27 protein-coding genes and 8 pseudogenes are annotated in these 26,040 nt (G+C 67.8%); 13 read left to right on the top strand and 22 right to left on the bottom strand.

The genetic code is table 11. The features are described 5' to 3' along the window. Nucleotides 1-54: 54 nt before the first annotated feature. Nucleotides 55-255 (bottom strand): hypothetical protein, encoded by a 201-nt coding sequence (locus tag ACIQCZ_RS41135; RefSeq protein WP_402291166.1) that lies wholly within the window; start codon nucleotides 253-255, stop codon nucleotides 55-57. Nucleotides 256-563: 308 nt separating this feature from the next. Here ACIQCZ_RS41135 and ACIQCZ_RS41130 point away from each other — a divergent pair, with 308 nt between their 5' ends. Then, the gene (locus ACIQCZ_RS41130) at nucleotides 564-1,082 is read left to right on the top strand and encodes a pyridoxamine 5'-phosphate oxidase family protein (protein WP_402291171.1); all 519 of its coding nucleotides are present in this window, start codon (nucleotides 564-566) and stop codon (nucleotides 1,080-1,082) included. Between the two features lie 41 nt (nucleotides 1,083-1,123). Here ACIQCZ_RS41130 and ACIQCZ_RS41125 read toward each other — a convergent pair. After that, nucleotides 1,124-1,330, bottom strand: a pseudogene (locus tag ACIQCZ_RS41125) (transposase); the annotation flags it as partial. 65 nt (nucleotides 1,331-1,395) lie between these two features. After that, nucleotides 1,396-2,637: a PQQ-binding-like beta-propeller repeat protein gene (locus tag ACIQCZ_RS41120; protein ID WP_402291164.1), complete on the bottom strand. Its 1,242-nt coding sequence runs from the start codon at nucleotides 2,635-2,637 to the stop codon at nucleotides 1,396-1,398. Nucleotides 2,638-3,078: 441 nt separating this feature from the next. Between ACIQCZ_RS41120 and ACIQCZ_RS41115 the strand changes: the two genes are divergently transcribed. Further along, on the top strand, nucleotides 3,079-4,305 hold the full coding sequence (locus ACIQCZ_RS41115) for a hypothetical protein (protein ID WP_402291163.1): 1,227 nt from the start codon (nucleotides 3,079-3,081) through the stop codon (nucleotides 4,303-4,305). Nucleotides 4,306-4,840: 535 nt separating this feature from the next. Continuing rightward, a complete protein-coding gene (locus tag ACIQCZ_RS41110) occupies nucleotides 4,841-5,443 on the top strand; it encodes a hypothetical protein (RefSeq protein WP_402291161.1) in 603 nt (200 codons plus the stop codon). Nucleotides 5,444-5,936: 493 nt separating this feature from the next. Here ACIQCZ_RS41110 and ACIQCZ_RS41105 read toward each other — a convergent pair whose 3' ends face one another. Beyond that, entirely contained in the window at nucleotides 5,937-6,239 is a 303-nt protein-coding gene (locus ACIQCZ_RS41105; protein WP_402291159.1) for a hypothetical protein, read from the bottom strand. Nucleotides 6,240-6,930: 691 nt separating this feature from the next. Between ACIQCZ_RS41105 and ACIQCZ_RS41100 the strand changes: the two genes are divergently transcribed. Next, the gene (locus ACIQCZ_RS41100; RefSeq protein ID WP_402291158.1) at nucleotides 6,931-7,203 is read left to right on the top strand and encodes a DUF6225 family protein; all 273 of its coding nucleotides are present in this window, start codon (nucleotides 6,931-6,933) and stop codon (nucleotides 7,201-7,203) included. Between the two features lie 303 nt (nucleotides 7,204-7,506). Here the strand turns inward: ACIQCZ_RS41100 and ACIQCZ_RS41095 are convergent, their stop codons facing one another. From ACIQCZ_RS41095 to ACIQCZ_RS41040, 12 genes and pseudogenes are all read right to left on the bottom strand, one after another. Continuing rightward, a complete protein-coding gene (locus tag ACIQCZ_RS41095; protein WP_402291156.1) occupies nucleotides 7,507-7,698 on the bottom strand; it encodes a hypothetical protein in 192 nt (63 codons plus the stop codon). A gap of 211 nt (nucleotides 7,699-7,909) precedes the next feature. Then, nucleotides 7,910-8,359, bottom strand: a complete 450-nt coding sequence (locus tag ACIQCZ_RS41090; RefSeq protein ID WP_402291154.1) for an ester cyclase — start codon at nucleotides 8,357-8,359, stop codon at nucleotides 7,910-7,912. Nucleotides 8,360-8,666: 307 nt separating this feature from the next. Further along, on the bottom strand, nucleotides 8,667-9,140 hold the full coding sequence (locus ACIQCZ_RS41085; protein WP_402291152.1) for a hypothetical protein: 474 nt from the start codon (nucleotides 9,138-9,140) through the stop codon (nucleotides 8,667-8,669). 165 nt (nucleotides 9,141-9,305) lie between these two features. After that, on the bottom strand, nucleotides 9,306-10,274 hold the full coding sequence (locus ACIQCZ_RS41080) for a DNA-3-methyladenine glycosylase family protein (RefSeq protein ID WP_402291150.1): 969 nt from the start codon (nucleotides 10,272-10,274) through the stop codon (nucleotides 9,306-9,308). A gap of 64 nt (nucleotides 10,275-10,338) precedes the next feature. Further along, nucleotides 10,339-10,962: a DNA-3-methyladenine glycosylase I gene (locus tag ACIQCZ_RS41075; protein ID WP_402291149.1), complete on the bottom strand. Its 624-nt coding sequence runs from the start codon at nucleotides 10,960-10,962 to the stop codon at nucleotides 10,339-10,341. Nucleotides 10,963-10,966: 4 nt separating this feature from the next. After that, nucleotides 10,967-11,613, bottom strand: a pseudogene (locus tag ACIQCZ_RS41070) (alpha-ketoglutarate-dependent dioxygenase AlkB family protein). Further along, nucleotides 11,610-12,134: a hypothetical protein gene (locus ACIQCZ_RS41065; protein WP_402291147.1), complete on the bottom strand. Its 525-nt coding sequence runs from the start codon at nucleotides 12,132-12,134 to the stop codon at nucleotides 11,610-11,612. Before ACIQCZ_RS41065 ends, ACIQCZ_RS41070 begins: the two are co-directional and overlap by 4 nt. After that, entirely contained in the window at nucleotides 12,131-12,412 is a 282-nt protein-coding gene (locus ACIQCZ_RS41060) for an Ada metal-binding domain-containing protein (RefSeq protein WP_402291146.1), read from the bottom strand. Before ACIQCZ_RS41060 ends, ACIQCZ_RS41065 begins: the two co-directional genes overlap by 4 nt. Further along, entirely contained in the window at nucleotides 12,409-13,149 is a 741-nt protein-coding gene (locus tag ACIQCZ_RS41055) for a 2OG-Fe(II) oxygenase (RefSeq protein WP_402291144.1), read from the bottom strand. Before ACIQCZ_RS41055 ends, ACIQCZ_RS41060 begins: the two co-directional genes overlap by 4 nt. Continuing rightward, nucleotides 13,146-13,754, bottom strand: a complete 609-nt coding sequence (locus ACIQCZ_RS41050) for a methylated-DNA--[protein]-cysteine S-methyltransferase (protein WP_402291169.1) — start codon at nucleotides 13,752-13,754, stop codon at nucleotides 13,146-13,148. The genes ACIQCZ_RS41055 and ACIQCZ_RS41050 overlap by 4 nt, the downstream gene beginning before the upstream one ends. A gap of 5 nt (nucleotides 13,755-13,759) precedes the next feature. Further along, nucleotides 13,760-14,251: an RNA polymerase sigma factor gene (locus tag ACIQCZ_RS41045; protein ID WP_402291143.1), complete on the bottom strand. Its 492-nt coding sequence runs from the start codon at nucleotides 14,249-14,251 to the stop codon at nucleotides 13,760-13,762. 49 nt (nucleotides 14,252-14,300) lie between these two features. Beyond that, on the bottom strand, nucleotides 14,301-14,813 hold the full coding sequence (locus ACIQCZ_RS41040; protein WP_402291141.1) for a methylated-DNA--[protein]-cysteine S-methyltransferase: 513 nt from the start codon (nucleotides 14,811-14,813) through the stop codon (nucleotides 14,301-14,303). A 386-nt stretch (nucleotides 14,814-15,199) separates the two neighbouring features. On the opposite strand from ACIQCZ_RS41040, the gene ACIQCZ_RS41035 reads away from it, so the two are divergent. Both ACIQCZ_RS41035 and ACIQCZ_RS41030 read left to right on the top strand, forming a co-directional pair. Then, on the top strand, nucleotides 15,200-16,219 hold the full coding sequence (locus tag ACIQCZ_RS41035) for a recombinase family protein (protein ID WP_402291140.1): 1,020 nt from the start codon (nucleotides 15,200-15,202) through the stop codon (nucleotides 16,217-16,219). A gap of 51 nt (nucleotides 16,220-16,270) precedes the next feature. Further along, nucleotides 16,271-16,522 (top strand): annotated as a pseudogene (locus ACIQCZ_RS41030) (IS5/IS1182 family transposase); the annotation flags it as partial. Nucleotides 16,523-16,758: 236 nt separating this feature from the next. Here the strand turns inward: ACIQCZ_RS41030 and ACIQCZ_RS41025 are convergent. After that, nucleotides 16,759-17,451, bottom strand: a pseudogene (locus ACIQCZ_RS41025) (IS701 family transposase); the annotation flags it as partial. Here ACIQCZ_RS41025 and ACIQCZ_RS41020 point away from each other — a divergent pair. From ACIQCZ_RS41020 to ACIQCZ_RS41010, 3 genes and pseudogenes are all read left to right on the top strand, one after another. After that, nucleotides 17,443-17,573, top strand: a pseudogene (locus tag ACIQCZ_RS41020) (GNAT family N-acetyltransferase); the annotation flags it as partial. The pseudogenes ACIQCZ_RS41025 and ACIQCZ_RS41020 sit on opposite strands and share 9 nt — an antisense overlap. Before the next feature lie 270 nt (nucleotides 17,574-17,843). Continuing rightward, on the top strand, nucleotides 17,844-18,032 hold the full coding sequence (locus ACIQCZ_RS41015; protein WP_402291139.1) for a hypothetical protein: 189 nt from the start codon (nucleotides 17,844-17,846) through the stop codon (nucleotides 18,030-18,032). Nucleotides 18,033-18,149: 117 nt separating this feature from the next. Then, nucleotides 18,150-18,539 carry a hypothetical protein gene (locus ACIQCZ_RS41010; RefSeq protein WP_402291138.1) on the top strand — a complete coding sequence of 130 codons (390 nt, stop codon included), beginning with the start codon at nucleotides 18,150-18,152 and terminating at the stop codon, nucleotides 18,537-18,539. A gap of 3 nt (nucleotides 18,540-18,542) precedes the next feature. On the opposite strand, the pseudogene ACIQCZ_RS41005 reads toward ACIQCZ_RS41010, so the two are convergent. Beyond that, nucleotides 18,543-19,484: pseudogene (locus tag ACIQCZ_RS41005) on the bottom strand (transposase); the annotation flags it as partial. Nucleotides 19,485-19,601: 117 nt separating this feature from the next. After that, on the bottom strand, nucleotides 19,602-20,117 hold the full coding sequence (locus ACIQCZ_RS41000) for a DUF1877 family protein (RefSeq protein WP_402291136.1): 516 nt from the start codon (nucleotides 20,115-20,117) through the stop codon (nucleotides 19,602-19,604). Nucleotides 20,118-20,638: 521 nt separating this feature from the next. Here ACIQCZ_RS41000 and ACIQCZ_RS40995 point away from each other — a divergent pair. The 4 genes and pseudogenes from ACIQCZ_RS40995 to ACIQCZ_RS40980 all read left to right on the top strand — a co-directional run. After that, nucleotides 20,639-20,884: a hypothetical protein gene (locus ACIQCZ_RS40995; RefSeq protein WP_402291135.1), complete on the top strand. Its 246-nt coding sequence runs from the start codon at nucleotides 20,639-20,641 to the stop codon at nucleotides 20,882-20,884. Further along, nucleotides 20,881-21,447 carry an RNA polymerase sigma factor gene (locus ACIQCZ_RS40990; protein WP_402291133.1) on the top strand — a complete coding sequence of 189 codons (567 nt, stop codon included), beginning with the start codon at nucleotides 20,881-20,883 and terminating at the stop codon, nucleotides 21,445-21,447. The genes ACIQCZ_RS40995 and ACIQCZ_RS40990 overlap by 4 nt, the downstream gene beginning before the upstream one ends. A 284-nt stretch (nucleotides 21,448-21,731) precedes the next feature. Next, nucleotides 21,732-22,178: a hypothetical protein gene (locus tag ACIQCZ_RS40985; protein WP_402291131.1), complete on the top strand. Its 447-nt coding sequence runs from the start codon at nucleotides 21,732-21,734 to the stop codon at nucleotides 22,176-22,178. Between the two features lie 601 nt (nucleotides 22,179-22,779). Further along, nucleotides 22,780-23,091: pseudogene (locus ACIQCZ_RS40980) on the top strand (transposase); the annotation flags it as partial. Here ACIQCZ_RS40980 and ACIQCZ_RS40975 read toward each other — a convergent pair. The 3 genes and pseudogenes from ACIQCZ_RS40975 to ACIQCZ_RS40965 form a co-directional block, all read right to left on the bottom strand. Beyond that, entirely contained in the window at nucleotides 23,055-23,213 is a 159-nt protein-coding gene (locus ACIQCZ_RS40975; protein WP_402291167.1) for a hypothetical protein, read from the bottom strand. The pseudogene ACIQCZ_RS40980 and the gene ACIQCZ_RS40975 overlap by 37 nt on opposite strands. A gap of 1,030 nt (nucleotides 23,214-24,243) precedes the next feature. Continuing rightward, entirely contained in the window at nucleotides 24,244-25,086 is an 843-nt protein-coding gene (locus ACIQCZ_RS40970; protein ID WP_402291130.1) for an IS5 family transposase, read from the bottom strand. A 255-nt stretch (nucleotides 25,087-25,341) separates the two neighbouring features. Then, nucleotides 25,342-26,040: pseudogene (locus tag ACIQCZ_RS40965) on the bottom strand (transposase); the annotation flags it as partial.

Below are 26,040 nucleotides of genomic sequence, written 5' to 3'. Positions count from 1 at the left end.
GGCATTCCGCTGGTCCCAGCCCCAGGCGGGGCGCGGCCAGACGGTGCGGACGGATCAGCGTTCGTCGCCCGCTCCCAGCTCCTGGGCCGCTTGCGGGAGGCGACCTGGGAAGTCCGTGCCGCTGTCCTGCAAAGTCCCCAGTGGGAGGGACCCGTGCGCGGTGAGGTCCTGGAGGCTCTGGAGCGACTCAGGGCTGCGCGGGCACAGCTGAACGCAGCCCTCCTCGATCAGATTGGCCAGATCAATGGAGGCCACACACGCCGTCTATAAGACCAGGGCTATTTTGTTCTGGTCTCACGGGCCGCAGCTGGCTGGCTGGAGCCCATGCGCCTGTTTCTGAGCTGGGCATGACATGAGATTGGCTGGGGTTTGGGTGTTTGCCCAGCTCGGAATTCGAACGACAGGGTTTGAGTGGTGAGGTCGGCTGATCGACGGGGGACGGCTGGCCCTCGCTGGTGCGGTTGCCCGATTGGCTTCGTCGACATCGAGTTTTGACGGCGTCGCTGGCGGCTGTAGCCGACCGGGCTCTGGGCATTCGAGTCGTAGCCGTGGGAAACTCGATCATGCCTGTGACTAACCCGTGGCTGGCCGGCCCTGCACCGAAGAAGCGGCTCGATCGAGAGCGGTTGGAGGAGCGGATACTCAACCTGCTGTCGTCGCAGAACATGTGCGTGCTGGCGACGGCAGGGCCGCAGGGGCCACTGGCGACGCCGGTGCGTTACTTCCATCTCGACTTCGCGGTGATGTTCACCGCCGCCCCGAATTCGCCGAAGATGCGGAACCTTGCTGCGGACCCCCGGGTTTCGGTGGGGATCTTCGCCCCGCTGGTCGGGCAGGCCAGCAGCCGAGGCGCTCAGGTCTTTGGGCGGGCTCGCGCGCTGTCCGAAGACGAACCCGACTTCGAGCACTACTGGTCAGCCGTCCGCTGGCAGTCCGACCACGTCGAGCGTTCGCGTTCTCTCGATGAACCACCGTCGGGGCCTCTTGTCGTGATCGAGGCCGAACGGATCGTCTATACCGAGCACTGGCTGCGGCGCGAGGGTTTCGCACCGCGCCAGTTCTGGACCGGCCCGGGCCGGTGATTCGGGCGCCTCCTGTGTCAGGCGGCTGGGTGGTCATCCGGCATGAGCGATTCCGAGTGCTGGATGAGCCGTTCGTAGTCGCGCGCGTGCCGACGGGCGTGCATGACCCAGGCGTGGGAGCGTTCGACGACCCAGCGCCGGGGCAGGAGCGCGACAGTCGTCGACGCGGCATCGTGTCGACGGTCCCTCAAGACGATCGGCTTCTCTCCGAGAGCCTCCGTCGGCGTGTAGGCCCTACCCGGCCCGATGGGCGCGCACCACCTCGATTCTTCGGCCCGCTGTCAACTGAAGGCACCCATCGCCAGGGGACGAGTCATTCGGACGTGACGGCGAGGATGCCTGTACTGGTTCGCAGGTAGAGCATGCGGTCGGCGGGAATGACGGCTGGATCGATCTCGCCGGCCTCCCCCCAGTCGCCCAGGTCCGGCCAGGTGATTGACTCGCCGGTCTCCAATGTCCACCGGATGTCGCCGGTGGCTTCGTCCACGGCGGTCAGCGTCCCGGTGCTGGTAGCCAGGTAGACGGTGTCCTGCGCGACGACAGCCGGTCCCACTGTCGTGCCAGGCAACGGCCGGTTCCACAGCGTGCTCATGGAAGTGATGCCCACCGAAGTCAACACGCTCGCGGAGGAAGCCTCGTCGTAATCGAGGAAGAACAGTCGGCCGTTCGCGGCGGTAACAGAATCGTCCGTACCAGTGATGAACGCGTCACTGGACAGAGGCGACCGCCACGTCTTCTCGAGCCGCCCATTTGCAGGATTGACGCCGACGATTATCGCTTGCGCCTCTCCTTCCGTGTCACAGTGACCAGCGACGCTCATGGTTACCCAGACCAGTCCATCAACCACAACCGGATGGCGCTGGCTGATCACTCCGCTCGACGCGCCCTCACCGCATTCCGGGCATTCCTCTTGCTCCGGGACTTCGTTAACAATCAGGACCGCCTTCCCCGTTGCCAGATCGAAGGCACCCACACCACCGTGCACATGGTGCGGCTCGAACTGCCTGGCCCCGTACGCGATTCCAGTGGCGCGGTCCACCGCGGGATGCGTCCAGTTCCGGCGCTGATCGAGCGTGACACGCCAGCGTTCGGTCAGATCGGGCAAGGACAGCAGAACATCCTCGTCGGGCGACCGGAAACCGTGGATGAGCAGTTCCTCGCTGACGACGGTGGGAAAACCGTTCGGGACGGGACCCAGCCCGTCCAGGATCTCGCCGGTCCGCAACGATCTGACAACCAGGTGTTCGGCCTGCGGTTCGTCCATGACGAAGAGGAGCTCGCCGAAGGCCGCGAGACCTGCTGCCGGCACCCCGTCCAACCGCCGGGGCCGGCCAGCGCGGGAAACGGACCAACGTAGCTCACCGGTACGGGCGTTCCAGCAGGTGACCGTTCCAGTACGGTCCAGGGCAACAAGGTGGTCCCCGATCAGCAGCGGTGAGATGTCCACTGGTGTGGTGGTGGCAGCCCGCCAGGCTATCCGAGGGTGGTCGTCGACACCGCTGACGCGATATTGCCCAGTACGGGTGTCGTCTCCGAACGGGGGAACAAGAGTCATGAAGGCATCCCGCTGCAGATCATCAGATATGACCCGCATTCAATCACCCGCCACCGGCACCCACCCCCGCCGAACGCCCCCACCATGCGGTTGCACGAGACTCTTAAGAAGATCACAGAGCGTTAACAGTCCGTGACCACGTGAACTTGCCCTGTCTCCGTCCCTCAGGGCAGCTGCCACCGCCCATGCGCGCGGCCTCTAAGCGACGGGGTTGTCGGTGCACACCAGAACGTGTCGCAGTGAGGTCAGGGCCTGGTGTGCTCCTGGAGGCGACGGCGGCTTGCCCCTATTCCGGCCCGGCGGGCGCTGAGCCGTCAGTAAGTATCAGGCCGTTGGCAAGATCCGGCCATTCACTCCTGGAGTGGGGGAATCGGCTGTACGGGGGGCGGCCGCGCGGGAGAGTACCCATGTATCTGTATGCCTACGTAAAGTGAGGGTGGCGTGATTTTCGGTAAGAAGGATGGGGACAACGCGGGTGGCAACGGGGAGCGCGAGGACGTCTCCAGCGGCCTGACCATGCTGCACCAGGCGATGCTGCATACCGGGAACACGCTGAGCGAGAGCCTCGACCGGGGGCTCGACGAGGTGAAGAAGAACAACGAGGCGGCCCACACCCGCGTCGCCAGGGAAATCTCCTCGATGACCAAGGCCCTGCAGAACACGAAGGACCTGCTGCCTCTGTCGTACTCGGGCCGGGACGACGCCACCGCTGACGAACTGCGGCGGCTGGGGCAGCTCGTAGAAGGCATGCAGGCCGCCCTCGCCGACAGGTCGCAGACCGTTACGGCCTCCGCACCGGTCCCGGTCGTGGTCGCGTCCGGAGAGTACAGCGGGCACAACACGGCGGCCGCCGACACCGTTCGCGCCGGAACGCCCTTGCTGAACGCGGTACCGGAGCAGCGGATGGACAGCGCCACTGCTGACGTTCCCCCGGCGACCGCGGAAGAGTCTGCCCCGGCAGGCGACGCGGACGAGTCCGCCGTGCCCGCGGCTGAAACCAGGCCCGAAGACGAGGCCGGGCCTGAGAAGGAAGCGCCCCTGACGCGGGACCAGGTGGCCGAAGCCGTACGCGAGGTGCTGGCACAGGAACTCGCGCCGCTGATCGCCGCACCGCCCCGTACGGAGACTGATGACACATCCTCCGCTGTCGCGGACCTGGGCCAGCAGATCGCCGCCCTTCGCACGGAGGTCGCCAACCTCGCCGAACGCCTCCCGCCCGCACAGGATGACGAGGAGGCCGACGGGCGGGAGCGGCCCCTGGCCGATGCGGACCACAGCAAGGTGCTGGAGCAGGCCGCGGGGCTCTCGTCCGCTGTCCTGGTGTGCCACCGCGATCTCTGGGAGCTCCTGTCCGGCTGGGCCGGTCGGCACCCGCACTTCCGGATGCCTCCGCACATCGCCGACCAGAGCGAGAACCGGATCGCGGCGGATATCTCGGGCCGGTCCCTCATCGCCGTCCTCATCAGTCTGGCGACCCTCCGGCGCACCGCCACCGAAGGCGACGGCGACCGGGAACTCGCCAGCGCCGTCTACCAACGTATCAGCGACAGCCTCGCGTCCCTCTCCCTCGACGACGGCCCGCTCGTCACCATCACCCTGGACGACCGCGCACCCCGCACCCACGACAGCGGCGACGGCGGTGACAGCAGCGCCGCTTCCCCTTCCTGACCTGCGCACCGAGGGTCTGGCGGGTGGAGGGCGGCCGGTGTACGGCCGCCCTCCACCGGGGCCTGGGGTGTCAGCCGGGGTAGGGAGGTGCTTCGGGGAGTGGGTGGTGGCCGTCGGACCATTCCACGGAAGCCCCCTCGCCTCTGCTGTCATTGATCGCCCTGCCCCGCAGGTTGTCGCTCTGTCGGCGAGATGATCGGCCAACTGCAGGGCGGGACTGGCCGGGCGGTAAGGGGTTCCGTCGTCTGCGAGGCAGATGTGGCCGTGCTGCACGGTGTCCCACTCCCGAGGACCGTGCGCGGCGGGGCTGGGCGTGCGACGGGGGTGCAACATCGGGCTTCAACGCGAGAGTGAGAGTGTGTTGCAGCCCTGACCTGTACGACCCCGAGAGCCCTCGGGCCGGCGAAGGCGACCTCATCCTCAGCAAGAACCGCAACGGGCCTTGAGGATCGGCGGCCTTCCGGGCGTGTCGCCGAGCCGGTTCTTGCAAGGGTGCCCGACGAGGACATCGCTGGGGCCTTGGAAAATGCTCCTCATGGACGATGCCTTCACGCTCCTTCGGCGAGCGACTGATCTACTCCCCGGCGCCCGGGCCGAAAACGGTGTGACGGTTGACGACGTGCGCGACTATCAACGGCACCAGGAGTGGGAGCTCGTCCTCGACCTCCTGATGGAGATCGCGGACGAGCAGCCGGTTTCCTTGCGATTCTGGTCGCTACTCGAGGACGCAGCCCGCCAGATGATGCTGGAGCACAGCGCCGACTGGTGCGAGTGGCGGGCCTGGGAGATGCAGCACGGCGCCCTCCGGGCCAGGCTGAGCATGCTGAGCACGGAGGAGGGCGGACGTCAGACCGCCTTCTCCGGGCAGGGGCAGCTGCAGCCGCTCTGGGACATCGGCAACCGGGCGCCCGATGGCGGGCAGGCAGTGAACGTTGCGCGACTGTGGGTGGAGGGTGCGCCCGGCCTGGCACCGGGAGAAAGCGCGACGGTCCGTTTGGCACCACTCAGCCCCGAACAGTGGCGCCATGTCCGGCCTGGCGACGTGATTACCATGCACGAGGGCAGGCCGGCTGTCGGTACGGCCGTGATCACCGAGGTCACACCGCCTTCCGTCGCTGGGCGCGAGGGAGATCTGTAGGCGCGATCTGCAGGGTATCCGAGCCGCGCGGAGGGCTGCGGGTCAGTCCGGGCTGGTCGCGTAGAGCCCGCAGATGGGAAGATGACCAGCATGACGATCAACAGAAAGGCCCATGCCGCGTAGGCGGCCTGGGCGCGTCCGGGCCGAGTTGCCGCGCCGGCGCCGGACGCATGACGACATCACGGCCATCCGTGGCCTCTCCTCGGCAGCACTCGCCGAGGTTCGACGGATCGAACGTGACAAGAAGTATTTGTGGCCGGGCTCGACCGGGTCGGCGATGGTGCGCTGGCGGAGCTTCGTCCACCAGCCGAATCGACGGTTGTGGGAGTACGAGAGCGGTGGCTGCACGGAGTGGGCATGTTGCGGTGACCCGTGGCAGGCCCGCGAGTTCCTCGATGCGGTGATGCTGGCGATGTCCCGCCGCCGGTCGCGCGAACTCCGCAGCCTCGTTGAGGCTTTGGACCGACGGTACTGATGCGAGGCGGCACCACTGTCACTGCTCGGCATCAAGACGTCCGGCACTGCTGCGGAAGTCGGGCATGCCGAGGTGGACGGTGGTGTGCCTGGCCGCGAGGTCGCGCATCGCGGTGAGCTTTTGCTCGGCGGCGACGAGGCTGGCCTCGATCGCGGCGACCTCGCCGAGCCATCCCTGTTCCTTGGCCTCCTGGAGCCCGCGCCCATGAAGGTTGGCCCCGCCACGGCGACCGTCGACCCGCCCCCGCAGCCAGCTGCACCCGCCGCACCGGTGGAGCGCCGGACACCGCCGGACGGCTACCGCCGTGCGATCGAGGCGCACCGCCAGGCCGCGCCGCCCTCCCAGGTAGACCCGGGCATCGCTCAGGCAGTGGAGCGGCGGACCGCCGCGATGCGCGAGCTGTCCCGACGGCGGGCAGGGAAGGTGGAGCTGGAGGCCGTTCCCTCACGATGAGCGGCTTCAGTTGACCATTGGGCAGGTCCCGCAGGAATCGCGAACGAATCGGGAAGCGTCGGTTGATGAGCGCCCGGCTCGGAGTAGGAGGCGGGGCAAGCGGAGAACGCAGGCGAACCGGGAAGCGACGCCTGCGCCATCGGCTTCATGGCGAGTGACGGATATCGCCTGCCCCGAATGCGGGGTGGCGGCCGGGAAACGCTGCACGACTCCCAGCGGCCACCCGCATCAGACCCGAGTTGGACAGTTCCGACGCCGGTTCCCCTCCGCCTGATCTCTCTGGCCGCTCGTCGCCAGCTGCGGTACCGAAGGAGCCCGGCCGGGCGGAAGCCGTCGCCTGGCCACGTCTGTAGGCGGGAGTCGACACCGTTGTCCCGAGAGGCTGGGCCCTCCCGCGGACCGTCCGCGCGGCCGCCCGGTACGGTATCCACCGGCTGGGCCTGCATCACCACCGGTGATCAGCTTTCACCCCAGCCCCCTGTACCCCGGATCAGCGCTCTGGCCCGGGGTACAGCCGTGTCTCCACCAGCAAGACCGCCCGGCCCGGCACCCTGTGCGCATGACTGACGTCTTTGACCACGCCCCGCAGGTATGGAACGCCGCGCAGCTCCGTGAAGCACTCAAGGACCTGCCCAACGACACCCCCATTCACATTGGAGTCGCCGAAGACCCCGGCGACTTCGTCGGGTACCGCGAATCCGTCCTCGTCGACGCCCACCATGTGGAGAACTGGTGGCCGACCACTGGCACCACGCCCGAACGGGCAGAGAAGGAGACGGCGCTCACTCTCTTTGCCGACTGGACGCCCGGACAGTACGACTTGCTCGACTGAAACTTCCGCGCAACGGCATTCCCGGAGCCGGCAGCCGCGCCCGGCGACACACCGGCCCCGATCGCGGCGGCCCGTACCCGGCGCCGCCGTCTGGCGGGACCAGGCCGGTCCGCGACAGCGAACCGCGAGCGATGACGTGCGCATTCGCGAGCATCGCCGACTTCGTCGACCTGGTCGACTGACCGGGAGCGTGCAAGCGCGCACTGCTGACACAGCTCGGCAACGACCTCGACTGATCCGACCGCAGCACCCTTGGCGTTCTTGATGTTTCGTTCCTACGAACGGTATGGCAGCCGGGCTGGGTCAGGCCGGCGGCCACGACTTCAGCGGGCGCCCGTCGGCCGCTTCGTCGGCGAGGGTGACCCGGGCGCCCTTGACGCTGCCGCGCTTGCCGATCCATCGCAGGTACTTCCGCTCGGCGGTCGGTAGGTCGGGCCACCAGCCGCGCATGATGGCCCGGGCCCCGATCGTCAGGGTCAGCTGATAGCGATCCATGATGGCTACACCCCGTCAGCGGCAGCTGTCAGGGCACGCCCGCCGTTCGGGCCGCCTCCCGCAATACGGCGAGCGGCTCCGTGAGGTGCGCCTGCGGGCCGCTGCGTGGGGTGGTGGCGACGATCGGGTCGGCGTCTTGGAACTGCCGGAGGGGGCCTGCCCTGCAAGGGCAGGCCCCCTCCGGTTCGCTGCTGGATGCCGGCGGTCGGGTTCAGGCGGTCGGGATGATGCCGAGCTGCTGGAGGACCTTCACGCCGTCGTCGAGTCCGAGTTCCTCGACGATGAGGCCGTTCTGGACCTTGAGGACCGTCTTGCCGGTGAAGCGGAGTGTCTTGCCGGATGCCGCGGGGGCGGAGCCGATGGGGAGGTCGTCGAAGACGGTCGGCCCGGTGTGGGTGCCGCCGCCCTCCCACTGCCCGACGACGTAGTCGCCTTCGGCGATGAGGTCCGAGGTGCCCCAGAAGTTGAGGTCCGGGAACGCGGTGCGGAAGTTGGTCGCGAAGGCGCGCACCTCGTCCCGGCCGCGCATGGGCTTGTGCAGTGAGTACTCGAACCGGATGTCCGGGGCGGCGAGTTCGTCGATGATTCCGGGGTTGAAGGGGTTGCCCCAGAACTCGGTGAACCAGCGGCCGACGATCGCCTTGTTCTCTTCGAGCGACATGGGTTTGTCCTTTCTGTTGTTGTCATCGGTTCGCCTGCGGCGTGATGACATTCCGAAGACGTTCGTCGAATTCGAAACGTGAGATCGATGGCGAGGATTTATAAGGCCGAACTGGGGAGCTAGCGGTGAGGGTGTGCGGATCCGCCCAGGGAACGCTGGCTGCGGGGTCGTGCCGGAATAGGTCCTCACGGTGGCCGCGAGGTCTCTGCGGTGCCTTCGCGGGCCGGCCGCGGCAGGACTCTGCGGGCGGGCCGGCGGTGAGAGGGGCGGAGGCGAATGCCGCAGGGCGAGGACTTGATGCCTTCGGTCAGGCGGTTGTCTCGACGGGGTGCAGGCCGAGGGCCTCGTAGATGGTCTCCGCCGTTGTGCCGTTTCGGACGATCACGTGGTCGATGCCCGCCGCGCGGGCGTTGCGCAGGAGTTCGATCTTTAGCACGTGCGCCACCCATTCCTCCTGGGTGGGTTCCATCCATGTCACGACGTCGCGGGCGGTGTCGCCGGTCGGGTCGATGACCGAAATGCCGACCGGTTGGTTGGCACGGCACGCTACGACGACGAGGTTTTCGTCGCGGATCGTGAAAGGAAGTACGTCGATTCTGCCGAAGAGCATGGCGGATTGGAGTAGATCTCCGACCGCACTGCCGAGCTGGGCCGATCGGGCTCTTTCTTCCGAGAGGTTCGGGAAGGAGTATTCGGCAGCGGTCGCGCGTCGCTTCTGCGGCCCGTATTCATGGGCGTCGAAGGCGGTGAGGTCGTATGTCTTGCTCTGCCGGTCGGCCATTCGTCTTCCTTCTGCGCGTTTCTTGTTGCGGCGATGCCCGTGGCCGTCGGGCGCGTGGCGGCCACGGGCACGCTGCGCTGACTAGAGGTCAGCGGCGCCGGAAGGTTGCCTCCCGGCACAAGGAAGACGTCGGTTCACTCGGAAGTGTGAGATCCGGATCTGGCTTCAGGCGCGCGTTCTTTTCTTCCCGGGCGGTGTGTAGGCGGCGTCCGCCCACAGGTGCATGAGCGCGTAGGAGCGCCATGGCGCCCACCGCTCGGCGATGGACCGGGCCTGGTCGGTGGTGACGGATCCGAGCGCTCTGCGGGCGACCAGGTCGCCGGGGACGAAGGTGTCGGGGTGCTGCAGTGCGCGCACGGTGAGGTAGTCCGCGGTCCAGGGGCCTATGCCGGGGAGTTCGAGCAGGGCCCCGCGTGCTTCGTCGGTGGTGAGGTGCGCGAGGGTGAATCCGTCCGCCCATCTCTGGGCGACGGTGCGCAGGGTGCGGGTGCGTGCGCGCGTGAGGCCGACTGCCGTCTGGAGTTCGGTATCGGGGATCGCCGCGAGTTCCCGTGGTGCGGGCAGGGCCCTCAGCCCGGCTGCCGACGTCCCGTAGGCGATGACGAGTCTGCCCATGAAGGTGCGGGCCGCGGCGAGCGAGACCTGCTGGCCGACGACCGTCGCGATGATTGCTTCGAATTCGTCGGGGTATCCGATGAGCCGGATGCCGGGCCGGTGCTCGACCAGCGGGCGGATCAGCGGGTCGGTGGCGAGGGCGTCGGCGATCCGTGCGGTGTCGGAGTCGAGGTCCAGCCAGCGGCGGATCGGCACCGCTAAGCCGGCGGGGTCGGGGATCTCGTCGGGCAGGTCGACGGTGATCTGGTCCTCGGCGAAGGTCACCGTCACCCGCACGGGCGCTCCCGCGTAGTGCAGGAGCCGGGTGTGGACGCGGCCCGGAACATCCGTTTCCTCGGCTCCCGGGATCGCGTGGGCGGCTAGTGCTGTGGCCGGAAAGGTTTGCCGGGAGGCTCGCGGCGTCCGGTGCGGTGCGTCGCAAGGCGGAGGATCGCCCTCGTGCTGGACGCACTCGGGTGATGCGACAACGCGGCGAGGTGCCGTACCGGGCGCCGCGAGCCGGTGAACCTTTCCGGCCACAGCACTAGCGTCCGCAGCGCGGTCTCGCAGTCGGTGGGGCCCTGGGGGAAGAGACGGAGCAGGGTCACGAGGTCCAGATCCCGGAGCTGCCGCGCCGGTACGAGTCCAGCAGGTGGGTGTCGACGATGCCGATCGCCTCCATGAGCGCGTACATGGTGGTCGGGCCGACGAAGACGAAGCCGCGGCGTCGCAGTTCCTTCGACAGCGCGATGGACTCGGCGGACTTCGTGGGAATCTCCGCGAAGGTCCGGGGGCGCGGAGTGGTCTCGGGCCGGAAGGACCACACCAAGTGGGCCAGGCCCATGTCCTGGCGCAGTCTGATGGTGGCGCGGGCGTTGGTGACGGCCGCCTGGATCTTCTGCCGGTTGCGTACGATGCCGACGTCGGCCATCAGCCGTTCGACGTCGCTCTCGGTGTAGGCGGCGATCACGTCCGGATCGAAGTCGTTGAACGCCTCGCGGAACGCGGGTCGTTTGCGCAGGATCGTCGCCCAGGACAGGCCCGCCTGGAACCCTTCGAGGCTGACGCGCTCGTAGACGCCGTGTTCGTCGGTGACCGGCATGCCCCATTCACCGTCGTAGTAGTCGCGCAGCAGGGGGTCGACGGCTGCCCATGCGGGGCGGGCGAGCCCGTCTGTTCCGACAACGACGCCGGGGTCGGCGGTGGTGGGGCTGGTTTCCTGTGTCATGTGGTTATCCGTCGAGCCCTGTCATGCGCATCGTGATGTTGATCCGGCCGCTGCTGATGCCGCACCCTGCGGGGGCGGTGTCCTGATGCACCTTGGGGACACCGTGGTAGGCGAGGCGGGCGGGTCCGCCGAAGACGAAGAGGTCACCGGAGGCCAGCAGCAGATCCTCATAGGGTTTTGCCACGTGCAGCTGTCGCCGATCGACAGCGACACGACCGGGGCACGGGACTCCTCGTCCTTGTCCTGGTGCATCCCCAGGCGGGCACTGGTGTCGTAGTGGTTCACCAGCGCGGTGTCGGGCGTGTACGAGCCGATCGTGGCCGCATCGTGCCCGGTGGCTTGAAGGGCACGGCGGCCCAGTCGGATCATCCAGTCGGGGAACGGAAGGACACGGGCTCCGTTCACGTCGGCGGCGTCTCGCGTGTACTTGTACGGCTGCCAGTGCCAGCCCAGGCACACGGTGCGCACGGACATCTGGTGTCCTCGGACCGTCGCGGCGCGCAGGGGGACGGGGCCTTGTGCCCATTCGTGGAACCGGTGTGCGATCCACTGCTGCTGTTCCAGGGGCAGCCAGTTCGGGACGTGGGTGGCGCCCGGGGTGATCTCCTGCGCGCCGCGTTCGGGGAGCTGCGGAGTGAACAGCGCTGTCATGGCCCCTCCTGTGTGCGGGCGGGGTACTGGAAGGTGTCGTCCTCGACGAGCCAGGTGGTGCCGTGGGCGGTCGTGCCAGCCAGGCCGTTCAGATTGATCAGGCCGACGAGCGCGAGCGTGCGCGGATCGCCGATCGCGGCGGTGGCCAGGGTGCGTTCGGGGCGCCACGGTGTCGACCACAGCAGCCGCCGGGTCATCTGCGCCCAGCCGGTCGGCGGGCCGGTCATCACCCACAGGTCGGGGTTGGCGGCGGCGAACCGTGACGCGTGGCGCAGCCAGGAGGCCCCGGTCTCGGGCCAGGTGATCGTGGCGAGGGTTGCGCCTCCCGCTCGGTCCCAGGCCGATTCGATCAGGTGTGCGCTCTCCCGTGCGTGCGGGGTGCGGCCGGAGCCGATCGCGACGCTCTGGGCGCGGCGGGCGCGAGCCAGCCGGACGATGGCCTCGGCCTCGGCGGCCGTGACCCTCAGGTCCGTGTCATGGCTCGCCGACCTCTTCAGCAGGGGGCTGGTCAGGGGGTTCATGGTCGGCCCTCCTCTCGGGCGGTCTTCCATCGCTGGTAGCGGTCCTTGCAGCAGGCGCAGCAGGGCCGGAACCCGGCGGCGACGGCGGTGGCCTCGTCGGCGAAGAAGACCCGGTGCTTCACGTAGCCGCCGCAGGCGATGGCGCGCAGAGCGGCGGGACAGTCGAGCCGTCCGTAGATCTTCGAGCCCCGGTGGCCGCCCCACTTTCCCTTGGCCGACGACCGGTAGGGCTGGCCGTCGGCCCCCAGGAGGGCGTAGGTGTCCATCGTGTCGCTCATGCGGCGTCGTGGAAGACAAGGGCAAGGGTGTGGCGTTCGCCGGACCGGATGGCGGACACACCGTGACGGACCGGTGCGGCGGACCATCCGCGGGCGGAGCGGACGGGCCGGTCGCGGGTGGTGAACAGGTATCCGTGACCGTGCGGCAGCAGCGTGGACGTGCCCCGGGACTGAGCGCGCGGGCGCTGCTCCAGGAGCAGGAACTCGCCGCCCGTGTGATCTACCCCGGGCTCGTTGAGGTTGATCACTACTTGCAGCGGGAACACGAGGTCGCCGTACAGGTCACGGTGCAGCGCGTTCCAGTCCTTCTCCCGGTAACGCAACAGGATCGCCGTGGACTTCGTCTGGCCGGCGTCGTGGCACATCCGCAGCCACGCGTCGAGGGAGTCGGGCCACGGCGCGGGCCTGCCCAGTCTGGTCCACCAGTCGCGGGCGATGGGCAGCAGCCTCGGGTACAGCGCCTGCTTGAGCCGTTCGACGGGTTCGGGGCAGGGCGTGTTGAAGTAGCGGTACTGGCCCTCACCGAAGCGGTGGCGGCCCATGTCGACGGTGCTGCGGAACAGGTCGTCCCGCTCGTACAGCTCCCTGATCTCCGCGGTCTCCTCCGCGCTCAGCAACTGCGGCAGCAGCGCGCCGCCGTACTCGTCGACCTCCGCGGTGATCGCCTTCCAGTCGCCGGACGCGACACGCCGGTGCCAGCGGTCCGTCTTGCTCCTGGTCGCTGTCGTGGTGCTCATGCGGCGGCCTCCAGGTCCAGCAGCGTGGTTTTTGCCTCAAGTCCGCCGATGTAGCCGCCGAGGGTGCCGTCGGTGCGCAGCACGCGGTGGCAGGGGACGACGATCGGCAGTGGGTTGGTCGCGCAGGCGGTGCCCACCGCCCGGACGGCCTTGGGGTTGCCGACGAGCTCGGCCATGTCGCGGTAGCTGCGGGTCTGGCCGTACTCGATCTCGGGCAGGTGCGTCTGCACCAGGCGCCGGAACCCGTGCGACAGGGACAGGTCCAGCGGCACGTCGAAGACCCGGCGGCGGCGGGCGAAGTACTCGTCGATCTCGCGAGCCGCCTCATCCAGCCGCCCAGGGGCGCGCAGGATCCGCGGGCTGAGCTTGTGGCCGAGGGCTTCCAGGACCCGGTCGTGGTCCTCGCCGTCGTACGCCACGCGGACCAGCCCCTTCGGGGTGGCGGCGAGCAGCAGCTTGCCGACGGGCGAGTCGATGGTCGTGTAAGCGACATCGATCAGGTCGGCTTGCTCCGCGGCCCGCTCCAGACGACGGTGGAGGCGACTGAGAGTACCGGCGTCCACGGGTGCCGACAGCAGGACGGCCATGTCGTCATCGTTGCGCATGTCGCTCACGACGATGCTCCTTTCGTGATCGCGCCCGGATAATGCTTCCTGAGATTCTTCAGTCCGTCCGCGGCGGCTCTTCGGGCCGCCTCGACGGTGCCGCCGAGGATCTCCGCGATCTCGGCGTACGCCAGCCCCGCCACATACCGGTAGGCGACGGCCTGGCGCTGCTTGCTGGGCAGTTCCTTCACCACGGCCCACAGACCGGCGGCCTCAACGTCCGCAGCGTGCTGTCCCGCCGGCGTCTCCGGTACCTCGTCGACCGGCAGGGGATTCCTCTTCGCGGCACGCAGCACGTCGATCGCCTTGCGGTGCGCGATCGTCACCAGCCACGCCTCCACGTTCGCCGTCTCCGGCAGATCGGGATAGGCGCGCATGGCGGCCAGGAAAGTCTCCGACCACGCGTCGTCCGCATCATGCGGGCCGAGAACGACCCGGCAGACGCGCAGCACGGTCGCGCCGTGCTGCGCCACCACGCTTTCGAACGGTTGTTTCATGTCCATTCCAATGAAGACGTACGTGCGGCGGCAAACGTGAGATTCCCGGTCAGAACAACCGTCCGGCGTCGCCTGCGGGCGGCTCCTCAAGCTCCAGCAGCGCCTGCTTGCGCTTCAGCCCGCCGGCGTACCCCGTCAGGGCCCCGGTGGAGCCGACGACGCGATGGCACGGGACGAAGATGCACAGCGGGTTCGCACCCACGGCCTGCCCGACCTTCTGCGCGAGACCGCTGCCTCCGACCTGCTCGGCGATACAGCCGTAGGTGGTCGTGTCCCCGCACTGGATGCTCTTCACGATGTCCCAGACGGCATGCTGGAACGCGTCGCCCTCGGCTTCGAGCGGAAGGTCGAAGTCCCTGCGCCGCCCCGCCAGGTAGTCGCACAACTGGCGGACCGCCTCGTTCAGCAGTGGGTCCGTCGCGGGGCCGACCTCGGGACCGAACGCTTCCTGCGCGGGCCGGCGGACATGGTGCCGGAAGTACAGGCCGCTGATCGTCTCGCCCTTGGCGACGATCGTGATCGGCCCAAGGTACGTCTCGATCACGACGTGTCGAGTACTCATCCGCGTCTCCCCTCTCTCACCCCGTAGACGGACGCCGCCCTCAGAACGTGAGATCGGCTTTGGGGCACAGCGGTACGACGGTTAACGCCACGCCGGTGATCATGGGCTTCTGGCACGCCAGTCAGCCTGAAGCGGGGGTCCTTGACATCCGACATCTGCAACGCCGTGCGCAGCGCCCTCGACGCGAGAACCGAGCGACGCTCGCACCACCGCGGCGAAGTGATATGTAGCTCTGAGTGATGATCGTTGCGCACGGTGATTCTCGTAGACGGTCCTTTGCCCGAGCAAGATCAAGAACGGCCGCCGGAGACCGTCGAGACCGGTTCGGGTTTGCAGAACCCGTTCTCACTCAAAAGGGGGACGGACCCCCTTCTGAGAGTTGCATTGTGCGAAAATTCGGGCCCCTGACGGACCCTCAGCACCCCTCCCCGACCGACCGGTCGGACGCGGACGACCTCGAGCAGCACGCCTGTCCGAAGTGCGACGCACAGCCCGGCTCGCCGTGCCGCTCGCGCGGCGGCGCGGTCGCCTCCGCCTACCACACCCGCCGCTTCACCCAAGTGCCCCGCCTGAAGAAGGCACTGCGGGTCCCCACCCCCGCGGACCGCAACCCCGGCAAGCCCTGGCGGCCCGGCACCCCGCCCCCGGCTCCGGCCGTCGCGGACACCCCGGGCGCGGACATCCGCATCGGCTACGCCCGCTGCTCGACCCTCGGCCAGGAACTCGGCTCCCAGCTCGACGCGCTCACCGCGCACGGCATCCCCCGCGACAAGATCTTCAGCGAGAAGATCAGCACCCGAGTGCGCGTCCGCCCGCAGTTCGAGGCGGCGCTGCGTACGACGCGGGAGATCAAGGCTCACGCACCGCACTGTCGGGTCATCTTCACCGTCTACGAGATGAAGCGGCTCGGCCGCGACGCCGCCGAACTCACCGCGCTCGCCGACCACCTCACCGCCCACGGCCTGGTCCTGGAGATGCTCGCCGGGCCCCTGCCCGGCATCTACGACCCCACCGGCGCCGCGCCGCTGCTGTTCGCGTTCTTCGCGGCGATGGCGGAGACCGAGCGGGAGAACATCCGGGAGTCGACGCTGGAGGGGCTCGACACCGCGGCCCGCAAGGGCAAGCACGGCGGCCGGCCGCCGGTCATCACCGACGACATGCTCCACACCGTGCTCCGGCGGAGGGCCAACGGCGAGTCCGTCGAGCAGATCCAGCCCGACCTGATCATCCCGACAGGCAAGCGCAAAGGGCTGAGCCCGTCCGTCGCCAGCGTCTACCGGGCACTCTCCGAGCACGCCAAGCGCGAGGCGTACCCCGAAGCCGTCGAGGCGGCCCACGCCGACTTCGCCGCCCTCCAGACTGGCGAACTCCCCAGCCCCAGGGCCCAGCCGCAGACCGTACGGTGACTCACCAGAGCATCAAGATCATCTCGTGGCCCCTTTTGGGCTTACCTCGGCGATCCCCCGATCCGGCTCGGTATCTTCGCCCGGCTCAAACAGATCGCACTGGAGTCCTACGACCGGATCGTCGGCCTCATCCTCGATCAGATCGCCGTCGACGGCTCCATCACCAAGGCTCCCGGAGGCGGCGACGCCGCCGGACGCTCACCGGTCGACCGCGGCAAACAGGGCATGAAACGCTCGGGCATGACGGATGGCTATGGCATTCCGCTGGGCCGAGTCCTGGCCGGCGCCAACCGCCACGATACGTTGCGATCTTGAAAAGTACAGATAACAGCCTGCTCATCAGTCAGAAACTCCACCGGCACGACCGGACCGTAGTCAGCGCCGACACCCGCTCGGCGATCTTTCCGCGAACCTCAGCGAGGCCCTAGTAGTGCTTGGTCAGGTTGGTATTGCCGTGGGTATGTCGCGGTGGCAGGTGGGGCAGGCGCCGGTCCAGACTGCGAGGAGTGACTGCATCTCGCGGACGACCTGGTAGAGGCTCAGGCCGGCGCCGTTTCTTTTGGGGTTTGGGCCAGTCGCTGGAGTGTGCAGAAGGCGTGGGCGGCGGAGACGAGGGTGACGTGGTGGTGCCAGCCGTTGAAGGTGCGGCCCTCGAAGTGAGCCAGGCCCAGGGCCTGTTTCATCTCACGGTAGTCGTGCTCGATGCGCCAGCGGAGCTTGGCCAGCCGTACGAGCGTGGTGAGCGGAGTGTCTTGGGGCAGGTTGGAGAGCCAGAACTGCACCGGTTCCGGCTCCCGGGCCAGCCATTCGGCCAGCAGCCAGCACGCGGGCAGTTCCGGGCCGTCCACGGCCTTGCGGATCTCGCGTCCCGCAGGCCTGATCCGCGAGGCCACGAACCGCGAGTACATGCGCTTGAACCCGCTGCGGCCGGTCCCCGGGCGGGAGCCCTCCCGCCACCGCACCGGCCGGGCCGCTTTCTCTGCGGCGATGACCAGCTCTTTCACGCTCCTCGGCGCCTGGGGGTATGCAGGCTTGGGCGGGCGCCCGCGGCCGCTGCGGGGCGGGACGTGCGGCGTCGCGTCGTGCGGGTGTGCCGTGAGGGTGGTCGAGCTGCCCACCACGTAGTGCAGCCCGCGTGTCTCCAGACCGATCCGGAAGGCCGCGGTGTCCCCGTAGCCGCCGTCGGCCACGGCCGTGGGCACGTCGACACCCCAGGACCGGGTCTCGTCGACACCACACATCCCCGCGTCCAGGCCCTCTACGAAACATGGGGCTACCACAAGATCGGCGAACGCCAACCCTTCCCCGACTCCCCCTCTACGCCGTCATGCTCCGCGGCCTTCCCAACACGTAGCCCGATCCACGACGACCGTCCACCGGATCCGCTCCCGCGCCATACCGGTACAGGTACCGGTCCGCGCGGCCGCTGGCCCCCGGAATACGGATAGACCTCTCCCTCGGCTATCGCGAGGAAAGACACCTCATGCAGATAAGCCGTCAAGATGCACCGTGGGATTTCGTAGTCAGCATCGCCGTGATGACGCACGCGAGGCTTCGCGCCCTGGCCCCGGAGCATCGGGGCCAATCGTGTAAGGGCACCCAGGTCGGCGGCATGATGATCGGCATGATGGAGATACCCGGGTACGACGGTCACCCTCTCGTCCACGAGCCAGAGCTGCTGCAGGAACCTCTCTTCTGGCTTGGCCACCTGTACTCGTGTGCGCACGACGAGGACGCGGAAGAGCTGCTCTTCGGTGCGGACTACGAGGCGGCCGAGGTGTTCCACCGGGAGCTGCGGGAGCGGGCGGAGTAGCCCGCCTTCACCATCCCGCTGGCCGCCGGGCACCTCCTCCACGTCGTCTACCGAGCGTGGAAGGACGACCCTGGTGTCGACTACCTCCTGCATCACCCCAGCTGGGAGCGGGCACTGTTGCTGGCCAAGGTCGACGGGCACTTCATGGGTCCCGCCCTGTCCTGGCTCGAGTTGTTCTCCGCCGTCGACAACGGGCTGCCCGGTGGCAGCACAGCCGATCCACACCGCCGCCTCCTGCTGCTGCTGCCCGCGCTCGGAGACGACAGCATCCCGGACGACGCAGAGCACCGCCTGATGGCAGCTCTCAGCGTCCTTACTGCCATTGAGGCCCCCGAAGAACTCGCTGCCGCTCTCGTTGAGGGCCAAGGTGCGGGAGGGGCCTCCCGCTGGACCAGCAGGAACGGTGTCCGCGTGGACGACGGCGCGTACTCGTACCGGAACCCGTCCAATGGCTTCGCCCTTACGCCGGAAGACCTGGCTCGCGTGTCGACTGCCTTCATGCCCTGAGCCCTATGAACTGACCGGCTGGAGCATCGCCGCCCCTGGAGGGAAAGCGATGGCTTCGTCGAAAGGAACGCGGGCGAGGAGGCAGTGATGCAGCTGCCCCAGCATGCGGTTGAACAGGTGCCGCAGAGCCTGCATGTGCCAGTCCCCTCCGGCCCGGCGGCGCCGGTAGTGGGCGTCCGCGCCGGATGAACCGCTGATGGAGGCGAAGGCCCACAGGTGGCCGACGTGGTTGAGCCGGTTGTTCTTCACGAACCGGCGACCGACATAACGGCGCTTGCCGGAAGCCCGCGTGACCGGGGCGGAGCCAGCGTATGCCTTCAGTCCTGCAGCCGTGGCGAACCGGCTCCTGTCGTCACCGATCTCGCCCAGGATGCGGGCGCCGACCTGGGGACCGATCCCGGGGAAGCTCAGCATGATCGCCGCGTCCGGGTGTGACCGAAAGGCTTCCTCGGTGGCCCGCGCCAGGTCATCGACCGCCTGGCAGGCCGCGTCCAGCTGCAGCAGCAGGGCCTGTGCCTGCTTGCCCATGGCGTCTTCGACGAGGAGCAGCTGTCGTGGGGCTTCCTGGCGGAAGAGCTGCTGGATTCGTTCGGCGTCAGTTTCAATGCCGCGGCGGCGGCCGGCTCGCTTGAGCATGGCGGTCAGCTTCCACATCTGCAGCTTGGCGGCCAGGGCAGGTGTGGGCGCGACGGCGAGGATGCGGCGGGCATCGGGGCGGGTCAGGGTTCCCGGCTTGTCTTTGAACGCCTCGATCATCGCCGGGAAGCACTCCCGTAGCAGGGACCGCAGCTGGTTGGCGACCTGCTGTCGATTCCAGACCGCGTCCTGCTGTGCGCGGGCCAGGACCGCAACGGCCTGGGCCAGGTCGCTGTCGTCAGGCAGGGGCCGGTGGGCGTGCATGTCGGTGCGGGGGATGTTCGCCAGGACAAGGGCGTCGCCCGGGTCGAAAGCGCGCGAGTTCGCGGATTCCTGGAAGGGGAAACCCGGGAACCCGCGCGGCGATGGCTGGTTCAGGGCGGATCTCAGGCGGGTTGAGCGTCGTGGCGTACCGGTCGAGGCTGCTCAATCAACCCAGGTCACAACCGCGAGGCGACGGCGGGATGCGGAGTGATAGAAGTCCCGTAGTGCGTCGAAGTGCTGGCCGAGGTATGCCGGGAGGTCCCCGTCGAATCCTTCAAAGCCGCATGCCCGGGCTGCTTCCGCGCTGTCTTCCGGAAGCTGGGCGATGGCTTTGCGCACGTCAATGGCATTGAGCGCGTGGGCGATCTCGGTCACGAGCTCCGGCGGCAGAAGGGCGGGAGGGGCACCGAAGCTGTCGTAGACCTCAGGGTGATCGACGAATCCGATGTCACCTCCGGTGTTGCCGGTGATGCTCCGCTCAAGGGCGTTCGTGTGCGCGGCATCGATGTGGGCCCAGCGGAAGAACTTGATCAGGCCCCAGATCGCCCAGCCGAGGTCGAGGGTGTCCTCGGCCGGCGGGTTCCAGCCGGGGTCGTTCTCCTGCGAATCCGCAGCGGTCTCACGGCACTGGGCCAAGTACTGGAGGCTCACGCGTGCGAGTTGTTGGGCGAGGGCCATGAAGGGAGTTTGGCGGTGTCTTCCCGTCGCATCACGCGAGTATCGACTCGTTGGACTGTCTGTGGAGGCGGAGACGATCAGCGAGGGAGCGTGGCTGTGCGCTCGGGGTGGGCGGCTCGGACGTACTTCATTGCCGTGGCTCCGCTGTCTGTGCGACATCCCGTGAGTTCCCCTGAGCCCTGCTGAGTCTTGTCCCCGTGGCCAGGGGGCGGGGTATCGGTTCCCTGAATACTTGAGAGCCAAGGATCACGTTCGCGAAGCTGGGTCCTGTCGTGTCCATGCAGGTGGCGCGGGGTATGGCCAAGGGTGGCGCATCCCGGCGTACGCATCCGCGATCAATGTGACATGAATCACGTGGTCGGAGCACTGAGAAACGACACGGTGGTCACGGTCGGCGAAGAACATGCACCTCTCGGTTAACTCGAACAGGAGCATGGATCGGTGGAGTGAGTGAGAACGTACGTGCTCCTCCTGACTCGCAACGAAGCGCGTCAGTCACCGACTTGAACGAAGGAGGGTCCGTGAGGCTCTTCAGGCCCTGGTACGCGCTGGCATTGCCCGGCGTCTACCGGTTGACCGAATCGGGCGTCGGCGCCACCGCACGCCACACTGCCCGCATCGCCTCGCAGGCTCGCACGGAGCCGCGCTCCGATGTGTGCACCACAGCAACCCACCGCCCACGGCATACCTCCCACCGGAATGTTCCGCACTTCCGGCTCCGCCAGCCCAGTGTGGCCGCGACCTTCCTGCTTGAGGCGCCACCGTGACCGATACACCCGAACAGGAAGCACGGCCGGCCGAACTGGACAAAGCGTTCGCGGCGTTCTTCGCGCGACACAAAGACGACTTCCTGCGTGTCGCCGCTGGGCGACTGCGCAACCTGCACGACGCCGACGAAGCGCTCATGGACGCCGCAATACAGATGCACCGTAAGTGGCCCCGCATCGAGGCCCACTCCAATCCGATCGCACTCGCCTACACCATCCTCAACGCGAAGATCACGGACTTCTATCGGCGCCGCGCCCGTTACGCCGACCACGAAGTACCTGTCGGCACGGACAGTACGACCTATGCCAACACCGTCAACGTCGACGACATCCTCACGCTGCGCGGCTACGAACCTCTCGACCGAGCCCTGGCCGAACTCCAAGAGCATGCACCCAAGCAGGCCGACTGCGTCCGGCTCCACTACCTCTCAGAAATGAGCTACGACGAAATCGCCGAGTACCTCAACATCACGAAGGGCGCTGCCAAAGGCAACACTCACCTGGACCGGAAGGGACTGCACGATCTCATGGATCTCCCCGAACCGGGGAAAGGGGATTCCTGATGCTTGAAGAAACCCTGCGCGCCGAAGCGCAGGTCCTCCACGACATGCTGGGCACTCACGACACAGACGACTTCATGCGCCGCCTCGCCGTCCGCATCGCGCAGGAAGCTGCTCGCCCGCCGAGGGTGCACAGGGCGACCGACTCGACGGCGCCCGTCCAGCAAGACAGCGAAGCCGAACCTGAACAGGCAGCGCCGTCGCCGCCGTCGTTCAGCACACAGCGACACCTGTCCACGCGCCCGCGCCCTCACAGAAAACGGCGCCGGCGCCCCACTCCCATCGTGATGACCGACGCCGCCGCCCATCCGTCGGCCGTTCCGGCGTACGTCCGGAGCCTGTGCGAATCCGTGCTGTGCTCCAACGACATCGATACGCTTCTCGCCTTCGACACCTACTACGACCAGGCAGGAGCGCGCACATTCGCGTGCCTCCTCTACTCCATCGATCACCACGAAAGCGCCCTGTACTGGTGGGGATTCGCAGCCGGCGCCGGCGACCCGCTCGCCGCCCACCTGCTCGCCGCCCACCACGCCGCCGTCGGCTCTCCGCCCGATGCCCGGGTATGGCGCGCCTTCGCCCGCCTGCTCGGATACACCAAAAGGCACCTTCCACAGCCCGTTCGCTGGGGCAACCACATCGACAAGGACTTCGCGCTCCGCGTCCCGATGGAACCCGAACTGCGCAACTTCCTCACGTACGACCAGCTGCCCGAAGCACTCGTCCGGCACTGACTCTCACCGACCCGCGCTGGTATCCCCTGCAGGGGCGCCAGCGCGGTAGCGGGCAGTTCTCTCCCCAGCCTTGGCCAAGTCGGCCTTCACTCACCAAGCCCGACCCCTGCCGCAACACCCGGCATGGGCTGCCTCGCCATGCCTTCCCTTCTCAAGGAGCGACTCGTGAACGCTGAACCCGAACCCTGCCAGCCCGTCCCTTCCAGACCCGGAGCGCGATTAGTGCACTGGATTCTCATCCGGCGCCGTGTGGCAGCCGGTCAACTGCTCCGCGGTGTCTGCTACGGCATCGGTACTGCCCTGGCTGGGGCCGTCAGCGTCTGGTTCCAGAGTCGGCTCATGCATTGATTGTTCTCAGCGGTTCGGCGTATGACGTCCCACAGAGCCTTGTTGGACTCCTCGGAATATCCGTTCTTGTCATCTACGCGATGTGCGGGTTCACGGATCATGTGATCCACCGCGTGCGATCAGTTCCACAGAGGCCACGCCGGCGGCCTAAGACGTCGCGCGGATAGGCGCGTTGGGGATACCCGGCAGGCAGGTGGGACGCGGCCTTGGTGATCATGGGGTGGTGACGTTCCGTGATTGCTGAGGGGTGTTTGTGCCTGTCCTGCCGTCCTGGCTGACCGAGCCGTTGTGGGAGCAGTTCGCGGCGTTGCTGCCCGAGCGGCCGGTCTACGATCCGGCTCATCCGCTGGGCTGTCACCGGCGGCGTATCAGTGACCGGGTCGTCTTCGACAAGTTGCTGCAGCTTCTGCGGTTCGGCTGTTCCTACCAGGCGATTGCCGACCCCACGTGTTCGGCCACCACGATCCGCACCCGCCGCGATGAGTGGATCCGGCTGGGTGTCTTTGCGCGGCTGAGGCAGCTCGCGCTTCAGGCGTACGACCGAATCGTGGGGCTGGTCCTGGACTCCGGTTCCTCGTACAGATCGGGACGGTGATGGAGGAGGCAGGGGCTGTAGCCGATCGAGGTCTCCGCGGGAAGGCGGAGTCCAGCGAGCGTGGTCTCCGCCGTGGTGATGCGGGTAACCATCCGCACCGAGGTGTGCAGGCGCAGCGTTTCCGTCACGACCCGGGGGGCACATCGTCTGAGACACCTCGGACCACCACAGAGACCCCGGAGGGCGCCGGGTCCACCCGGGTCTACACCTGTCGGGAGCAAAGCTCGAGAGGGCCCGGGACCACCACGCTACCCACCAACAATATCGCCCGAGATCGCTTTGCCGTGAAAGTCACTCGACCAAGGGTAGGCCCCATTTGGACCGTCGAATCCGGCGGCGTGGAGGTGGGCCCAGCTGAAACCGTCCCGCAGGTGGGCCCCGGTCGGACCGTCGAAGCGGGCCCCGCCATACCCGCCAGAATCAGCCTCCAGCGACCGTCCCGGCTCTCCGCAGCCAGCCCGCAGCGATCGAAGAGGCCGCCGGCGGCCCTTGAACGCGACACACCCTTGCCGCTAGCCTTCACGTCTTCAGTCGTTCCAGTTTCAGGAAGTCCTCATACCTCGCCGGACACCGGGCGATATCAGAGCCCAGCTGCCGCCTCGGGACACAAGGTTTGCACAGCGGACCGTCATACGAGGCCTGTCCGCATCCGCTAACAGGCAAATCGCCCGGTTCGAGCGCGAACGGCGGCTAACCCAAGGGGACGTCGCAAGCGCGTTCTTCCGCTGGGAAAACCGAGCAGCACGCCCTTACGAATGGCGCTGCGAGTATTCCGATGCCTCAGCCCGCACTCTGCTCGAGACCACCCTTCGGAACCTTCGGCCCCGTGCACGGCGAGAGCTGTTCGCGGCGCTGATCCCCGTCGATGCCCGAATTCTCAGCCGAACCGTCAACGACCCGTTCGCCCCTCGATACCTTCCCTGGTGGCAACGCCGCCTCGAGATCTAAAACCCATCAGTGATCTGCGTCATACCCGGATGGTCGGAATGCAACACGAGCGGTGATCAGCGTCGCCGTGCTGCGAAGTTGTCGTGTTGGCCCCCCGCTGACTACGTCCCGCACGGTACGCCCCCGGGGGCTGCCGCGTGGCCGACACCCCAGGGGCGTGCCAACGTCGGCGGTTCAAGGGCGGTGGTGGGGTCGGGTGTGCCAGCGGTGGGTGATCCATGCCCGGCGGATCAGACTGCGGACGGTGATGATGGAGTCGATGAGGTCGAAGAACGCGTCGGCGACCACGGCACGGCGCTCAAAGCAGCGGGCCAGGCGATGGAAGGCGTTCTGCCAGGCATGTGTCCGCTCCACATGCCACCGCCGACTCGCCTGGACAGGGGCTTTCTCGCCCTTGTGAGCGATGCGGCCGTGCAGGCCGCGCCCGGCCAGCAGGGTGCGGGTGTTGTCGCTGTCGTAGCCGGCATCGAGGTGGACGACGGTCTGCCCAGGCAGAGGCCCAAGTCCGTTTAGGAGGTCCAGGGTCGGGGCCAGGAGTGGTGAGTCGTGGCGGTTGGCCCCGGCCAGCACACGACCCAGGGGGATGCCGTAGCCGTCCACCATGCCGGAGCGTTTCAGGCCCTGCTTGCCCCGGTCAACCGGCGAGCGCCCCGCGACCTCACCACCGCCCGGGACCTTGGTGATGCAGCCGTCGACGGCGACCTGGTCCAGGACCAGCCCCACGATTCGGTCGTACGCCTGAAGCGCGAGCTGCCTCAGCCGCGCAAAGACACCCAGCCGGATCCACTCATCGCGGCGGGTGCGGATCGTGGTGGCCGAACACGTGGGGTCGGCAATCGCCTGGTAGGAACAGCCGAACCGCAGAAGCTGCAGCAACTTGTCGAAGACGACCCGGTCACTGATACGCCGCCGGTGACAGCCCAGCGGATGAGCCGGATCGTAGACCGGCCGCTCGGGCAGCAACGCCGCGAACTGCTCCCACAACGGCTCGGTCAGCCAGGACGGCAGGACAGGCACAAACACCCCTCAGCAATCACGGAACGTCACCACCCCATGATCACCAAGGCCGCGTCCCACCTGCCTGCCGGGTATCCCCAACGCGCCTATCCGCGCGACGTCTTAGCCTCGCCGTTTCAGTTGAGGCTGTTGGGTGGCTGAGCGGGGGCGTTGGGAGTGGTGCCGGTCGGTGGGCATGGTGACGACCCGGCGCGCTGGTCGGGTTCTCCAAGGTCCCTCGGGTCGTGGGTGGTCAGGGGGCGGTCGTTCAGGTGGCGGGCGAGGCAGGGCGGCCAGGCGGTGGAATGCGGCCGTGAGTTCATGTCTCCAGGGCCAGGTCGCCGATATCCGCAAGCGCAGGCGGCGGCCGCCGTGGGTGATCCGGGCGGCGACGTGCAGGATTCGGTAGCGCAGTTTCTTGGGTTCGGCGGTGGCCAGATCGCTGTCCAGCAGAAGGACGCGGGTCCAGGCGAGGAGGTCGATCGCCGCGAGGCTGAGTTCGAGCCATACGGCGTTGACTGGGAAGTGGCGGGAGGGGAATCGGCCGAACCCGGTGGTCTTGCCGCACCGGATGTGGTCCTCGACGGTGGCGTGTCCGCGGTGGCGGACCTCCAGGAACTGGGCGGAGCTGGTGCAGGCGAACGGTGTGTCGGTGATGAAGACCTGGTGCCGCAAGCCCTCGTCCCTGTCGAACAGGGACAGTTGGGCTCCGGGGTGCGGTCGCTCGCGGCGGACGATGATGCGGGTGCCGTCCGGATAGCCGGCAAGGTCGACCATGCCGGTCAGTTCGGCGACTTCGGCGCCGGCACACAGCGTCCCGTCCTGGTCCAGGGCGGGGTGCCAGACCTGTTCGGGCAGGGTCCTGATCGCGCGGCGGACCGGCTCAGTGACCGCGTATCCAACCGAGAAGAAGGTGCGGATTCCTTGTATGCGCATGTCCCGGACGTGGGCGAGGAAGGCTTTCGCGGATCCGGC

This window comes from Streptomyces sp. NPDC093149 (assembly GCF_044754145.1).
Lineage (GTDB): Bacteria > Actinomycetota > Actinomycetes > Streptomycetales > Streptomycetaceae > Streptomyces.
Note: the sequence above shows the minus strand (reverse complement) of the source record. Positions and strands in the feature narration are given on the sequence as shown.

Excerpts from the sequence above, each read along its gene's own strand:
- ACIQCZ_RS41100 (WP_402291158.1), top strand. The coding sequence starts at position 6,931 with ATGACTGACGTCTTTGACCACGCCCCGCAGGTATGGAACGCCGCGCAG.
- ACIQCZ_RS41065 (WP_402291147.1), bottom strand. The coding sequence starts at position 12,134 with ATGAACCCCCTGACCAGCCCCCTGCTGAAGAGGTCGGCGAGCCATGAC.
- ACIQCZ_RS41130 (WP_402291171.1), top strand. The coding sequence starts at position 564 with ATGCCTGTGACTAACCCGTGGCTGGCCGGCCCTGCACCGAAGAAGCGG.
- ACIQCZ_RS41075 (WP_402291149.1), bottom strand. The coding sequence starts at position 10,962 with ATGACACAGGAAACCAGCCCCACCACCGCCGACCCCGGCGTCGTTGTC.
- ACIQCZ_RS41040 (WP_402291141.1), bottom strand. The coding sequence starts at position 14,813 with ATGAGTACTCGACACGTCGTGATCGAGACGTACCTTGGGCCGATCACG.
- ACIQCZ_RS41110 (WP_402291161.1), top strand. The coding sequence starts at position 4,841 with ATGGACGATGCCTTCACGCTCCTTCGGCGAGCGACTGATCTACTCCCC.
- ACIQCZ_RS40985 (WP_402291131.1), top strand. The coding sequence starts at position 21,732 with ATGACCGACGCCGCCGCCCATCCGTCGGCCGTTCCGGCGTACGTCCGG.
- ACIQCZ_RS41045 (WP_402291143.1), bottom strand. The coding sequence starts at position 14,251 with ATGAAACAACCGTTCGAAAGCGTGGTGGCGCAGCACGGCGCGACCGTG.
- ACIQCZ_RS41095 (WP_402291156.1), bottom strand. The coding sequence starts at position 7,698 with ATGGATCGCTATCAGCTGACCCTGACGATCGGGGCCCGGGCCATCATG.
- ACIQCZ_RS41050 (WP_402291169.1), bottom strand. The coding sequence starts at position 13,754 with ATGCGCAACGATGACGACATGGCCGTCCTGCTGTCGGCACCCGTGGAC.
- ACIQCZ_RS41090 (WP_402291154.1), bottom strand. The coding sequence starts at position 8,359 with ATGTCGCTCGAAGAGAACAAGGCGATCGTCGGCCGCTGGTTCACCGAG.
- ACIQCZ_RS41000 (WP_402291136.1), bottom strand. The coding sequence starts at position 20,117 with ATGGCCCTCGCCCAACAACTCGCACGCGTGAGCCTCCAGTACTTGGCC.
- ACIQCZ_RS41060 (WP_402291146.1), bottom strand. The coding sequence starts at position 12,412 with ATGAGCGACACGATGGACACCTACGCCCTCCTGGGGGCCGACGGCCAG.
- ACIQCZ_RS40975 (WP_402291167.1), bottom strand. The coding sequence starts at position 23,213 with ATGGTTACCCGCATCACCACGGCGGAGACCACGCTCGCTGGACTCCGC.
- ACIQCZ_RS41015 (WP_402291139.1), top strand. The coding sequence starts at position 17,844 with ATGATGGAGATACCCGGGTACGACGGTCACCCTCTCGTCCACGAGCCA.
- ACIQCZ_RS41120 (WP_402291164.1), bottom strand. The coding sequence starts at position 2,637 with ATGACTCTTGTTCCCCCGTTCGGAGACGACACCCGTACTGGGCAATAT.
- ACIQCZ_RS41085 (WP_402291152.1), bottom strand. The coding sequence starts at position 9,140 with ATGGCCGACCGGCAGAGCAAGACATACGACCTCACCGCCTTCGACGCC.
- ACIQCZ_RS41055 (WP_402291144.1), bottom strand. The coding sequence starts at position 13,149 with ATGAGCACCACGACAGCGACCAGGAGCAAGACGGACCGCTGGCACCGG.